The sequence below is a fragment of the Desulfonema magnum genome, assembly GCF_017377395.1.
GTDB classification, from domain to species: Bacteria; Desulfobacterota; Desulfobacteria; order Desulfobacterales; family 4be13; genus Desulfonema_C; species Desulfonema_C magnum.
This window is the reverse complement of the sequence record NZ_CP061800.1, coordinates 5,579,097-5,592,215: the sequence shown is the minus strand read 5'-3', so window position 1 is coordinate 5,592,215 and position 13,119 is coordinate 5,579,097. Positions and strand designations below refer to the sequence as shown.

12 protein-coding genes and 1 pseudogene are annotated in these 13,119 nt (G+C 47.3%); all 13 read right to left on the bottom strand.

The window, feature by feature from the left end; all coding sequences use genetic code 11:
• Positions 1–433: 433 nt before the first annotated feature.
• Positions 434–1,393, bottom strand: coding sequence for an electron transfer flavoprotein subunit alpha/FixB family protein (locus tag dnm_RS21355; RefSeq protein WP_207678923.1), 960 nt, complete (start codon positions 1,391–1,393; stop codon positions 434–436).
• Between the two features lie 69 nt (positions 1,394–1,462).
• On the bottom strand, positions 1,463–2,245 hold the full coding sequence (locus dnm_RS21350) for an electron transfer flavoprotein subunit beta/FixA family protein (protein WP_207678922.1): 783 nt from the start codon (positions 2,243–2,245) through the stop codon (positions 1,463–1,465).
• 384 nt (positions 2,246–2,629) lie between these two features.
• Positions 2,630–3,106 carry a DUF362 domain-containing protein gene (locus dnm_RS31870; protein WP_492208006.1) on the bottom strand — a complete coding sequence of 159 codons (477 nt, stop codon included), beginning with the start codon at positions 3,104–3,106 and terminating at the stop codon, positions 2,630–2,632.
• Positions 3,083–3,403: pseudogene (locus dnm_RS31865) on the bottom strand (hydrogenase iron-sulfur subunit); the annotation flags it as partial. The gene dnm_RS31870 and the pseudogene dnm_RS31865, both read right to left, overlap by 24 nt.
• An 87-nt stretch (positions 3,404–3,490) precedes the next feature.
• Positions 3,491–3,676: a BrnT family toxin gene (locus dnm_RS21340; RefSeq protein ID WP_207678920.1), complete on the bottom strand. Its 186-nt coding sequence runs from the start codon at positions 3,674–3,676 to the stop codon at positions 3,491–3,493.
• A gap of 109 nt (positions 3,677–3,785) precedes the next feature.
• Positions 3,786–3,965: a type II toxin-antitoxin system HicA family toxin gene (locus tag dnm_RS21335; protein WP_207678919.1), complete on the bottom strand. Its 180-nt coding sequence runs from the start codon at positions 3,963–3,965 to the stop codon at positions 3,786–3,788.
• Entirely contained in the window at positions 3,962–4,180 is a 219-nt protein-coding gene (locus tag dnm_RS21330) for a type II toxin-antitoxin system HicB family antitoxin (RefSeq protein WP_207678918.1), read from the bottom strand. Before dnm_RS21330 ends, dnm_RS21335 begins: the two co-directional genes overlap by 4 nt.
• Before the next feature lie 161 nt (positions 4,181–4,341).
• The gene (locus tag dnm_RS21325; protein WP_492207995.1) at positions 4,342–7,155 is read right to left on the bottom strand and encodes an FAD-dependent oxidoreductase; all 2,814 of its coding nucleotides are present in this window, start codon (positions 7,153–7,155) and stop codon (positions 4,342–4,344) included.
• A 51-nt stretch (positions 7,156–7,206) separates the two neighbouring features.
• A complete protein-coding gene (locus dnm_RS31860; protein WP_492207994.1) occupies positions 7,207–7,425 on the bottom strand; it encodes an FAD-dependent oxidoreductase in 219 nt (72 codons plus the stop codon).
• Between the two features lie 33 nt (positions 7,426–7,458).
• Positions 7,459–8,610: a (Fe-S)-binding protein gene (locus tag dnm_RS21320; protein WP_207678917.1), complete on the bottom strand. Its 1,152-nt coding sequence runs from the start codon at positions 8,608–8,610 to the stop codon at positions 7,459–7,461.
• 354 nt (positions 8,611–8,964) lie between these two features.
• Entirely contained in the window at positions 8,965–10,188 is a 1,224-nt protein-coding gene (locus dnm_RS21315; RefSeq protein WP_207678916.1) for a molybdopterin molybdotransferase MoeA, read from the bottom strand.
• 70 nt (positions 10,189–10,258) lie between these two features.
• Positions 10,259–10,792 carry a 4Fe-4S dicluster domain-containing protein gene (locus dnm_RS21310; protein WP_207678915.1) on the bottom strand — a complete coding sequence of 178 codons (534 nt, stop codon included), beginning with the start codon at positions 10,790–10,792 and terminating at the stop codon, positions 10,259–10,261.
• On the bottom strand, positions 10,779–12,749 hold the full coding sequence (locus dnm_RS21305) for an aldehyde ferredoxin oxidoreductase N-terminal domain-containing protein (RefSeq protein WP_207678914.1): 1,971 nt from the start codon (positions 12,747–12,749) through the stop codon (positions 10,779–10,781). Before dnm_RS21305 ends, dnm_RS21310 begins: the two co-directional genes overlap by 14 nt.
• Positions 12,750–13,119: the final 370 nt, after the last annotated feature.

The window sequence follows — 13,119 nt, the reverse complement described above, 5'->3', positions numbered from 1 at the left end:
GTGAATATATGATTATCAAATAACTGAAATGTTTGGCAGTGTTCCAAAAGGGGAGCTAAACTTTATAACTATTTGAATCAATTTAGCAAATATTGGAACAAGTCCAGTTTTAGAACACACCAATTTTAGGAAGCATATCATTTTTTAACAAGTTATACCGCATGTTCAGTGAGCAAGAAAGCATTATAAACGGTTGCCATGTCCGAAACAGTGTTCCGGATATCTGAAACTCTCACCTGCCTGAACTGATGAAAATGTTATAAACAGGATTGCCAATTGTGATCCCGTTTTTATTCCACATATTTTTTCTGATTGAAGATCGGATAATGATAAAATACAGGGAACAAAAACGGGATCAGCCTTTTAAGCGCATTGGCAATATTTTCATCACCCCATGCTCTGGGCCGCCGGATGCCAGTCCGTGACACTCCTTCTAAGCTCTGACTTTTTTAATTTCTTCTCGAAGAATCGGAACTACTTCGAAGAGATCTCCGACGATGCCATAGTCGGCCACGTTAAAGATGGGAGCTTCGGGGTCTTTGTTGACAGCCAGAATCACTTTTGAGCCGTTCATGCCTGCAAGGTGCTGAATGGCTCCGGAGATACCGATGGCCATATAAAGCGTCGGTGCTACAATTTTACCGGTCTGCCCCACCTGCTTGTTATGTGCCATGAAACCGCCGTCTATCATGGCCCGGGAAGCGCCAAAACCTGCTTGCAGATCATTGGCCAGTTCTTTTACAAGATCAACACCGGCCTGATCTTTGGCACCCCGTCCCACAGATACGACAACGTCAGCATCGGCAAGATCAATTTCACCGCTTGCATCTGATATGAGTTCCTTAATCACGGCCTTCAGATCAGTTTCCGGGGCAGAGAGCTTGACAACGTTTTCGGTTCCTGTGATGCCTTCTGTGGCCTCAAATGCGCCCGCTCTGACAACTGCCACCAGTTGGTCGGTATTGACTTTGATGCGTTGCATCACTTTGTTTGCAATGGCGGGTCTTACGACTTCGATCTGATCACCGTCAAGTGTCACATCAGTAATTTCAGTGGCGCATGCTGCATCCAACTGAGCTGCGACCCTCGGGGCCGCGGCTTTGCCGCTTTCAGAAAAACCAAACCAAATCAGATTGGCACCAAATTGTTTGGCTGCGTCAACGACACACGATGCATAAGGACCGGCAGAAAATAGTTCAAGACTGGGATCATCCGCGATATACTGCGTATCAGAACCGGCGTTTACCAGGTCTGGAATTAACGATTCGATATTACTGCCAATTGCCACCACTGCGGTTTCCGCGCCAATGGCCTTGGCTTTTGATGACAGTTCGGCTGTGCTGCCTTTGAGTACACCTTGTTTGATATCTGCGACTATGAGTACTTTAGCCATAATATGTGTTTTCCTTGTATGAATCCGGTTAGTGTCCAGTTATGATAGTAAATAATATTTTGAAGTTATTTAAAACACCTTTGCTTCATTGGCCAGAAGACCCACGACCTGAGCTGTGATTTCAGCCGGATCGCCTTCAAATTTTTGCCCGGCTTCGCGTGTTTTCGATGCCATAAATTCAATAACTTCCGATTTCAGACCAGTGCCTCCGAGATCATCATACGAAGTGCCCAGTGCTGCCAGATCCATTTTTTTGATTTTCTTTTTCTTGGCCATCATGATGCCGCGCATCTGGGGCAGCCGGGGTTCGTTGATACTATCACTCACCGTGACCACAGCAGGTAATTCAAGTTCAACAATTTCGGTTCCGGCATCCCCCAGCCGGGAAACTTTAATGTGCTGTTCGTCTGCAACTTCAATGGCAATGACATTACTGACACAAGGCACACCCAGATACTCTGCCAGCATGATTCCGGTCTGGCCGCTGTCTGTATCCTGGGCCTGTTTTCCGGTGATGACGAGATCATACGCTCCGTTTTCGTAAACCTTTTGCAACACTTTGGCAAAAACGGATGAATCAGCCTTGTCCAGTGCCGGATCATCAATATGAATCCCGTTTTCAATTCCCATGGCATAACATTTGCGGATAATATCGGTGTTGTCTCCGCCGCCCACGCTCACCAAGGTCGTTTCCGCTTTGTTATTTTCTTTCAGCTGGACAGATGCTTCCACTGCATTTTCATCCCAGGCGTTTATAACATACTGCAGCCCGTCTTCAACAATGGCGCCGTCCTTCACATGCATGTTCAATTCTACATCAACCACTTTTTTTACTGTTGTGAGAATTTTCAAAATATCCTCCTGATTATTGGGTCTTTTCTGGTTATGACCAACATTGCCGAATTGTGATATCCAGTCACAGTTTTATTACTCCTGATGCGGTTTTCGCCACAATACTATTCATTCAGATTCCTTGGCAAGAAAAAGGCGAGGGTCACACTCAGGGCCTGCCCCCGTTTCGACGGCAAGTTCCGCTATCAGAGAACTCCGAGGTTTTGGAAACCTCGGAGTTCTTATGTCCGAAAACTTACAGACAGACAGTTTGTTCTGGTTTTCGCAACGGCGTGCTGATGCAATCAAAAATACGGTTAATTTCGACCTCAGAGCCGTTTTCCGCCGGCATTAAATGCCGCTCTGCCGCGGTCGGAAGAAGGTGAGGGAAAGGCATGTTTTCTCTCATTCTTTGTTATTTTTAGTCTTTTTGACTATGGTTCTTTCTTCTTCAGGAATCGGCGGCGGAACAGGCTCGCCGGAATACTTGGTCACCGCACCAAATTTAGGCGGGCAGGCTTCAAAGCAGGTTCCGCATTTTATACACTTCTCCTGGTCAATCACATGAATCTGCTTCTTGGCACCTATAATAGCATCCGCAGGGCATTTTCTGAGGCACGTGCCGCAGGCCCGGCATTTCTCCGGATCAATATAATACGAAGTGACTTCGCTGAATAACCTGTCTATTTCATCACTGGTGAAAAGCTCATCATAATCTTCTTTGTTCTCAAGATGTGACGCCAGTTTCTCCCTTTCCACGATCTTAATGTAGGGAATCAGCTTTATAACTTCTTTAATTTTAACCTTTAATTCATCTTGATCTATGTCCTCACCTTTGCCAAGGGGTCCCAGCGCCTTCACCTTTTTGCCAAAATCACCCATTACTTCGGCAAAGAGGATTCCGTCACCGGCAGACATAAATTCGACCCTTAGTCTTTCCGGGTTCAGTCCGATGTGTTCCATTATTTTTCTGCACAGAAGCACCATGTTCAATGCATGGTAATTTCCATGGGTAATGTAATTACATTCGCCAAGATGACACCCGCCAATAAACACCCCATCCATTCCGTTCAAGAAGGCCCTGAGTACAAATTCCAAGTCAACTCTGCCGGAACACATGACGCGAATAAGCCTGGTTTCAGTTGTATATTGCAGTCTGGAAACTCCAGCCATGTCAGCAGCGCCGTATGCTCACCAATGGCATACAAAACCTAATATTCTCGGTTTAAATTTAAGTCCTGCACTCATTCGTTCTTATCTCCTTTGTTAGTCTATACATACATATACCTTATCTTCAACCACCATCCATTTGTTGTATGATATCGACAAATGGTCAGGATTAATGCCGGTTGCGGCCATCGGATAACTCAAAGCTGCTGAGGCTTCTTTGAAAGAAATCTTATGCTTTCGGAAATTGGTTGCGGCTTTATGGGAATCCCATTCAAATTTCATATCAACATACTGCCTTGATTTCGATTAAACGCCATTAAACGCAACTAACGACGAATTGCAGGGGCCGGAGCGAAGCGGAAGCCCCCGTCCGTCGGAATGATTGGTTCGGTCAATCTGCCTTCAAATTCTTCAAAATCTTCTTTGCCAATGGTTCTTTGATTTCAGTGTGCCGAGGAATTGTTTCCGTAATCCCATGTTTCGGATTAATCCAAAGTGAATGAGAGTTTCCTTCACGCTTCAGGTAACAACCCGCAATTCTTAACCTTTGTTCCAGTTCCCGTCGTTTCATCCAACCATCACCGTATCTTGGATTACATCCTCAGGCAACCCGCGAAGGATGTCCTCTCTGCGATCTTCCAAGATTAATTCGATAGCCTGCCGAAGATTATTCTTAGTTTCCTCAATCGTCTCGCCTTGTCCGTTGGCGCCAGGGATTTCCGGACAAATGGCCCAATACCCGCCTTCAGGTGCTGTTTCAATGATTGCTGTAAATTCTGCCTTCATATTCCATCTCCTGTCTCTTAATGAACGAACGCCAAAGCTCATCAGCGCAAGGACGGACTGACCGAATATTTTGGTGTCTGATACCACCTTCTGCGGAGCGTGATATCAGACACCGCCAAATTTCAGGCGTAACTGCTGATAAAAGAAATCTGCATTGAGATTTAAGCCGCCGCGGCATCAATCTGGCTCAGGATTTCTTCATCGGTAAAGTGCTTCAGCGAAATAGCGCCTGTGGGACACTTTACATTGCAGAGACCGTCTCCTTTACAAAGAACGGGATTGACCACAGCCTTTTTATCCTTTTTTACCTCACGAAACTCTATGGCACCATATGTACAGGCTGAGAGACATGCCCCGCACCCCATGCACTTTTTCTCATCCACCTCGCAAATAGAACCCGAGGCGACGACCGTGTCGTGGGAGAGAAGCGTCAGGACCCGGCCGGCAGCACCGTAAGCCTGGCTGATGGTTTCCGGTATCTGTTTAGGATACTGGGCCATTCCGCAAAGATAAACCCCGTCTGCAGCAAACTCCACGGGTTTTAATTTGGCATGAGCCTCTTTGAAAAACTCATCCGGACTCAGTGTCACCTTGAATAAGCCCGCGACCTCCTTCGTGCCTGCGGAGGGAATAACAGCAGCAGCCAACGCAATTATATCCGCATCTATTTCAAGCTTCTGACCCAGAATATAATCTGTCGCAGTCACCTTTAAAACAGGCCGCCCCTCCTCTGACTCACCAGGTTCCACCTGAGGTTCGTCCTCGGGTTCGTAGCGAATGAATCTGACACCCTTATCTGCCGCTTCCCGATAATAATCCTCACTGAACCCGTATGTTCTCATATCCCGAAAGAGGATGTATATATCCATATCGGGGTTTATCTCTTTCAGTTTCAATGCGTTCTTTATTGACACACCGCAGCATATCCGGCTACAGTAATTTCTCTCCTCGTTTCTGCAACCTACGCATTGAATCATCACCAGACTCTCGGCCTTCACTACTTTTTCTTCTTCTCTGACGATATGATCCTCTAACTCAAGATGAGTCAGAACTCTGTCATCTTCTCCGTAAAGGTATTCAGTGGGTTCATATACATCCGCACCGATAGCGATGACCGCGGCCCCGTGTTCTATCTCTGTGATCCCTCTTTCGGACTCCACTTTGGTTACAAAATTCCCAACATAACCGGCAGCATCCGTTATTTTAGCATCGGTATATACATGCACCAGGGGATGCTGATATACCTTTTCTATAAGATCATGCAAATGGGCCTGAACATCCATCCCGTCCAGGGTGTAATGGATTCTCCTTGCTGTTCCCCCCAAGTCAGCATCTTTTTCCACCAAGTAAACTTCATGTCCCTGGCTGACGATGGAGAGGGCGCACGTCATACCTGCAATACCTCCGCCGACCACCAACGCTGCCTTGTTTACTGGCAGATCATATTCCTGTAGCGGCTCCAAAAGGGAGGCTCGTGCCACTGACATTCGGATGATATCCTTTGCCTTCTGTGTGGCATCTTCCTTTTCTTTGGAGTGGACCCAGGAGTTATGCTCCCTGATGTTCGCCATGTCGTAATAATACTGATTTATTCCTGCCTCCCGAACAGTGTCCCGGAATAACGGTTCAAGGGTTCTGGGGGAGCAGGCAGCAACAACCACCCGGTTAAGCCCTTTTTCCTTTGTCATGTCTGTTATTTCCTGGGCGGAATTCGTCGCGCATGAAAACAACTGTTCCTGAGCATAGACAACATTGGGCAGGGTCAGGGCATATTCAACCGCGGAAGGAACATCTACGATCCTCCCGATGTTGGCCCCGCAATGACACACAAACACCCCTATCCGCGGCTCCTCCTGAGAAACATCCCTTTCCGGCGGATATATCCTTTCTTTGGTCAGATTTCCCCGTCTGTAGTCAAGGAGTTCGCCACATTGGGCTCCCGCGGCACTGGCCGTAAAGACCGACTCGGGAATATCCGTAGGCCCCTGGAACGTTCCGCTTACAAAAATACCGGGCCTGGTGGTCTCCATAGGATTGGAAGAATTAATTTTACAAAATCCGTGTGATTCGAGTTCGATTCCGAATATCTCTGCCAGCTTCTCATAATCAGCAGGCGGATTCAGTCCCACGGATAATACCACCATATCGAATTCTTCCTCTTTGACGCCATCGTCGGGGGTGGAATATCGTACTGCCACATTCTTGGTTTCCGGGTTCTCTCTTGCGATGGATGTGTAGCTTCTGATAAACCGCATCCCGGGAAGCTCTTCAGTTCTTTGAAAATATCGTTCAAAATCCTTGCCGTAGGAACGAATATCATTATGGAATATGGTACACTCCGCGTCCGCGTCGTGATCTTTTGTCAGAATCACCTGTTTCTGAGCATATGTGCAACATACGGCAGAACAATAGCTGTTACCGCCCGGGATCACCTGTCTGGATCCCACACACTGAATCCAGGCGATTTTATGGGGATGCTTTTTGTCAGAAGCCCGCAGTATCTCACCCTCATAAGGCCCGGTCGCGCATAACAGGCGCTCATAGTCCATACTGGTTACCACATTTTCAAACTCTCCGTAGCGATATTCCTCCCTTACCCTGGGATCAAACGGCTCAATGCCAAGAGACAGAATCACAGCCCCTACATTTATTTCCACCTTCTCCGCGGTCTGATTCAAATCTATGGCATCAGCCTGACATACACTTTCGCAAATAAGACATTTTTTTTCTTTAAGATAAAGACAGCTTTCATCAATATATGCGACAAGGGGAATCGCCTGAGCAAAATAAATATGAACCGCTTTGTTCTGCGATATATCCTGATTAAACTGATCAGGATACTGAACCGGGCAGTATTCCACACAGGTGGTACACCCCGTGCATTTCTCCTCAATAATATATCTGGGCTTTTTAGTCAGGGTTACCTTGAAATCCCCTGCTTCTCCTTCCACACTGTCAACTTCAGTGTAGGTCAATACCTCTATATTCGGATGCCGGCCGACCTCGACCAGTTTGGGTGAGAGTATTCACATGGAGCAGTCATTGGTGGGAAAAGTCTTGTCAAGCTGGGCCATATGGCCGCCAATACTCGGGGCTTTCTCAACCAGGTAAACCTTGAAACCGGCAGTGGCAAGATCAAGAGACGCCTGAATACCGCTGACCCCTCCGCCGACAACCATAACATCTCCGAAATTACGGTCTGCGGGACTGTTAAAAAAACTTCCTTCAACTCGTTCGTTTTCCACTTCTCTTTGTCCTTTTCAGCTTTTTTGGGTTCCCTAAATCACTTCCTGAATAATTTCCGTGATGTCCTTAATCTCCAAGACTTCATCATATTCCAGGTTTAACCTGCTTTCCTCAAAATTGGTGATGCAATATGGGCAGGATGTGGCCAGGACTTGTGCCCCGACCTCATTGGCTTGTACTAATCTGATGTCGGAGAATCTTTCTTCCATTGGCGTGTCCATCCAAATTCTGCCGCCTCCCCCGCCGCAACAGAGAGCATCCCTGCGCGAATCAGCCATCTCAGTCAGTTCCAAACCCGGTATTTTCTTTAAAACGTTCCGGGGTTCCTCATATATGTCATTGTGTCTGCCCAGATAGCACGGGTCATGATATGTCACTTTCTTTTCATACGCCTTGGTGATCTCAAGTCTTCCGTCATTGATAAGCTCAGATAAGTATTGGGTAATATGAATCACCTCAAAGTCCACCATAAATTCGGGATATTCATTTTTAAAGGTGTGGTAGCAATGCGGGGAAGACACAAGGATTTTCTTAACGCCGTTTTCAATAAACGTTTTAATGTTTTCCCTGGCCAGACGTTTGAATAACTCCTCACTGCCCGTCTTTCGGATGCTTTCTCCACAGCAATTTTCCAGGGATCCCAGTATCCCGAAATCAATCCCTGCCTTGTTAAGGATATTTGCTGTGGCAACAGCAACTTTTTTCATTCTCGGGTCATAGCTGAAGTAGCAACCGACAAAATATAAAATTTCCATCCCCTCGGCGAACTGTTTCACAGGCAGACCCTCTGCCCACTCAGCCCGCTTTTTTCGTTCTCCCTGCAAGGGATTTCCTTCGGAAATGATACTTGCTCTCGCGGTGCGGGCGGAACGGACAGAAGCAGGAAAAACCTCATATTCGGAAGCAACTCTGTGTAAGGATACCCCGATTTCTATCTGGTTTACTCCCCGGGGACAATGCTGAACGCAGTTCCCACAGGTCGTACAACGCCATATATCTTCACCGTCTATCTCAGTCAGACCGAACGTAGCCTCTCGGATTATCTTGCGCATGCTAAACGTTCTGACCCTGTTCCACGGACAAACAGAATCACATTTTCCGCATTGATAGCATAATCTGAAGATTTCTCCGCCGGCCGCTTTTATCTCATCAATTACCTCTTTGAAGGGGGCTACTGTTTCCACTGTCTTTATCAATCCTCTTTTTTCGCCTTAGTATTTTAGCTCTTCTGTGCCATCCGGGCAACGGCATCTGTCATAGGAACTCACTTTTTGTCAATAAGATAAAAAGCGGGCCACTTTTTACAGGGTTCCCGAATAAAGGAAACCCTGTCCTAGAATATTTCAGAATCATTGACATGGCCGAAGCGCCGGTGCAACAGTTTCCTGTCGCGCTTCAAATCGTCAAAGGCTTTTTATCATCAGCCATCTGCCGAGCCAATCTCGGGCCGACGCGCTCGAACAGTGACGCGGTTTTTGTCTGATCACCCAAATGGCCTCGTTCAATCCAAACGAAGCCGGAATAATCAAACTCCTCTGTTACACGAGAAGTTGCGCCGGAATGACAGCACCCGCGGACAGGGATTTCACACCTTCCGGAATCGCAATCACACCTTCGGCATGGGCTATGGCTTTTAACCGGTTGGCCACCAGCCTGAGGGGCGCGGGATCAAAAAACGTATGCTCGTTCTCCGCCCGGAAAGACCCATAAACAAAATGAGTCCATTTCATGTCACGACTGATGAGTTTCTCACTCAGTTTCACCATCATCCGGGGCAAGAACGGCTTGTTATGACCCGCGAGCCTCAAAAGGCCCGGCAGTGCGATCTGGAGAAAAGCCATAAGACTGGACGGCGGTCCTCCGGGAAGCATAAAAACCGGTTTCTGATCCAGTACGCCGAAACCTACGCCTTTTCCGGGACCCATTCGAATCCGGTGAAAAAGCTGTTTCCACCCGAGAGCCTTCAGCGTGTTCGCAACAAAATCCCGATCTCCGGTCCATGCCCCGCCAATTGTTATCACCGCATCATGCGTCGCAATGGCCTGAGCCAGTTTCTCAGTGATAACCTCCGGCTTGTCACTTACCAGCGACAAGGTGGGGGTCATTCCGTAACGCAGGCACCATGAATTTAAGATATACAGATTACTTGCGTAGAGTTTCCCCTCGGAAAACGGCTGTCCCGGAACCATCAGTTCATCACCGGTCGCTACAATGGCAAGCCTGGGTCTGTGATAGACCGGCAGCTTGCTATGCCCTGCCGCGGCAAGAATGCCAATCATACCGGGCGACAGGCGGCTTCCTTTGGTGGCGATCCGCTTGCCGGCTTCGACATCATCGCCTTTCGGCAGAATATTTCGGCCGGGTTCCGCATTTTCAAAGGCCGAAACAACATCCCCTTCGCGCACGACAAACTCCTCCGCGAGAACCGCATTGGCCCCGTCCGGGATTTTCGCGCCGGTCAGAATTCGGATGGCGGTTCCGTTGCTTACCGCTTTGTCGGTGGGCACTCCGGCTGCCGCCATTCCGATTACATTTAACCGCACCATATTCTCGTGCGTTGCCTGTTCGATTTCATCCGACCGGACCGCATAGCCGTCTTTCATCGAGGCATCAATGGACGGCGAGTTCACCAGCGCATAAAGGTCATCCGCAATGATTCTGTCTGTGCATTCGGGAAGGTCAACCTGGTCTCTGCCGAGGGGTGAAATCGTTTCAAGGGTCATTTTCAATGCTTCTTCGTAACCCGTCACTCCTTTTTTCATATTATCATATCCTTTTTTGAAGGGGCTGCTGTTTCCACGATTTCTCACTCCTCTTTTTCACCCTGATGTTTTAGTCCTTCTGTGACATCCGGGCAACCGTACTGGCTATCTTATCGAGTCCGTATTTGTCTATCAATGATCCCAGTCCTATCTCCATTTCCTCCATTTCGACTTCTTCTTCGACTTCTTCTTCTCTTTCTTCGTAAGTCAGGACATCATTGAGACACCACTCAACGCACAAAGGCCCGCTTTCATTGCCTTCGCACATATCGCATTTGAGAGGGAGACCGGAATCGGGATCTTTAAATAAGTCTCTGGACGGACAGGCTGCTCTGCAGAAGGCGCACTCCTCATATTCCTTTCCGTCAATCACATATTTATCTCTGCCCATGCATTCGGCCGGTGTATATTCACCCGCGAATACCGGAAGCCATATATTTTGCAGTCGGTGGGTAAGCACCTGAATACGGGACTTTGCCGGATTAATGCTGCTGTATTTCGGCTCGGCATGATAAGCGGAGCAGATGATCTCACATCCTCGGCAGCCATTGCATTTATCAGCATCAACCCTGATTGTCTTGATCGTCTTCTTAATCTTGGCCATCTTTTAAGAATCCTCTCTTTTCTAGATCTTCGGCAACATAATCCAGATCTAATTCATGTAATCTTTCTTTAGTAGGGACACCGTCATAATTCCATCCCTTATATTTGTAATACGTCGTCAGGAGTTCTTCTTCGAGTTCGGGAAATCTTTTTCTCCAATGATCCTCAGGCGGCTTCTCATCAGCTCTGGTCAGGCCCAGTCTGATGTTATATGCTCTGTGTAAGTTCCGGCTCCTGTTGACTATTTTCTTCAGCCCCTCTTCATCCAGATCCATCCCGGTCGCTGCTGAGATTAATTTCGGATAATTGTGTATATGATAAGGAGGCTTCAGGCAAAATGATGCCATACCCGCGCACAAACACAGCGCGTCGTCAATATTGTGCAGCATCTCCATCCAATCCACAATCTCAGCACTCATCTGAGGCGTGGGGTAGTATGGATTTGAGTTATCTCCGCGCGGTTCCCAGTCCAGAAAATACTGCTTAAACTTATCATCAGGAATCTGGGGCCAGTCCTTTACAAAGGCTTCTCTGTCTTCTCTCGAAGGAAAAGCCGCCTGGGGCCAGTTTCCTTCAATTTGAGTAATACTTATTTTCTCGTTGGTGGCAAACATGAGGTAATAGAGGGGGTCCAGCATTCCCAGCTTGATGTTCATCTGCTCATGTTTTTTAATGGTATTATGATCATATTCTTCTGCCCCGTTGCCAATTTTTCGGGCAGCCCAATAAGTGCCGTCGGCCAGAACATCCCCGATGCCTTCCCGCAGGGCAAGTCTGTCCAGCAGCCACATAAACCGCCCCTCCTTATCGGACGGACATCCTTCAAAATCTTTGTCCGTCAGAATGCCGGCTTCATAAAGCTCAACAGCAAAGGCCAGGATTTGTGGCGTTGAAAAAGAATCCACACCATACTCAAAAGCACGCTGGGCAATTTTAAAACCAAAATCCAAGTCATCCACATAAGCCGCCATCAGATAGGTAAGTTTCGAGAAACATTTCATCATGTATCTGGGAACGCCCTCATAGGAAACTAATCCCCCGCATTGTTGCGGACAGTTAAAACAGCTGATCAGGCGTTTTACCGTACCTAAATGAGTTTTTGTCCATTTCTCCTCCACTTCCTTTGTCCAAAAGTCTTTTCTGCGAACCCGGGCATTTCCCCAGGCAAAACTTTCAGTATGCCACTTTTCATCCGTATGCTTCATCTCCTGCGGGGACCCGATCCCGGATAAAATGGTCATCACCCCGGGAAGCGGATTTTCATTTCGGAAGTTTATATACTCCGTCACTTCCTTCATATGCTCCATAAATTCGGCCCCGCGGGCAAGATAAACATCTTTTGTTCCGCGAACAGCTACTGCCTTGATCTTTTTGTCTCCCATCACAGCGCCGCCCCCGCCTCGGCTGGCACTTGACCTGGACTGCTCAATGGAAGCCACAAAGACTTTGTGTTCACCGGCCGGACCGATAGCGGCCACCTCGGCTTTCGGCTCTCCCAACTCTTCGCGGATAAGGTCCTGAGTTTCAACAGCACCTCTGCCCTCCAGATGAGAGGCATCACGTAGTTCTACCGTGTCATTATGTACCCATAGATAAACCCATTTAGGGGATTTGTTGCGGAAAATCACTTTATCATAACCAGCATATTTCAGTTCCGCGGACCAAAACCCCCCCATCATCGGATATGCCAGTAATCCGGTCTGAGGAGAAATGAAGCTGACAACGGTACGGTTCGAGCTGTAAGCGGGTGTGCCGTTGAAAAGACCGGTGCTGAATATCAGTAGATTCTCAGGATCAAACGGTTTAGTTTCAGGAGGAACCCTGTCCCAGTGCATCTTGACGCTGGTACCGAGACCGCCCAGATGAAGCTCCATTAATTTCGGGTCTGTTTCCACCCGTTCAATGTTTCCTGTCGCTAAATCAATTTCTAAATTATATCCTGTCTCTGCGTATCTCATTTTAACACCTCTAAGGTATTTCCGTAGCCAAATATCTTTGGCTACGCCTATCAAATGGTTTTCACATAGTTATTTTATAGTTGTCTCGTACCCGAGTCGTTTTTTAATTTATCCAGATATCTTAATCTTGGAATAATTTTTTTGTGTATATCACATACAACGGACTTTCCTGCTCTGGTATTGATAAGTAACAACTTATCATTCGGACATCCTCCTGACAGGTCGTTTTAAATTCACAGGCCCTGCATTCATCGGGAATATCCGGTTCTCCAATATTATCATAAAATATGTCTCATTGTATTTTGCTTAAAGGATTTGCCTCAAATCTTGTTCCGGTTTTTAATGAATAATTTCTGATACACGGCCAATC

Bases quoted from the DNA above. Each gene is read 5' to 3' on its own strand.
- dnm_RS21355 (WP_207678923.1), bottom strand. From the start codon at position 1,393: ATGGCTAAAGTACTCATAGTCGCAGATATCAAACAAGGTGTACTCAAA.
- dnm_RS31870 (WP_492208006.1), bottom strand. From the start codon at position 3,106: ATGGGTGATTTTGGCAAAAAGGTGAAGGCGCTGGGACCCCTTGGCAAA.
- dnm_RS21340 (WP_207678920.1), bottom strand. From the start codon at position 3,676: ATGAAATTTGAATGGGATTCCCATAAAGCCGCAACCAATTTCCGAAAG.
- dnm_RS21335 (WP_207678919.1), bottom strand. From the start codon at position 3,965: ATGAAACGACGGGAACTGGAACAAAGGTTAAGAATTGCGGGTTGTTAC.
- dnm_RS21330 (WP_207678918.1), bottom strand. From the start codon at position 4,180: ATGAAGGCAGAATTTACAGCAATCATTGAAACAGCACCTGAAGGCGGG.
- dnm_RS21315 (WP_207678916.1), bottom strand. From the start codon at position 10,188: ATGAAAAAAGGAGTGACGGGTTACGAAGAAGCATTGAAAATGACCCTT.
- dnm_RS21310 (WP_207678915.1), bottom strand. From the start codon at position 10,792: ATGGCCAAGATTAAGAAGACGATCAAGACAATCAGGGTTGATGCTGAT.
- dnm_RS21305 (WP_207678914.1), bottom strand. From the start codon at position 12,749: ATGAGATACGCAGAGACAGGATATAATTTAGAAATTGATTTAGCGACA.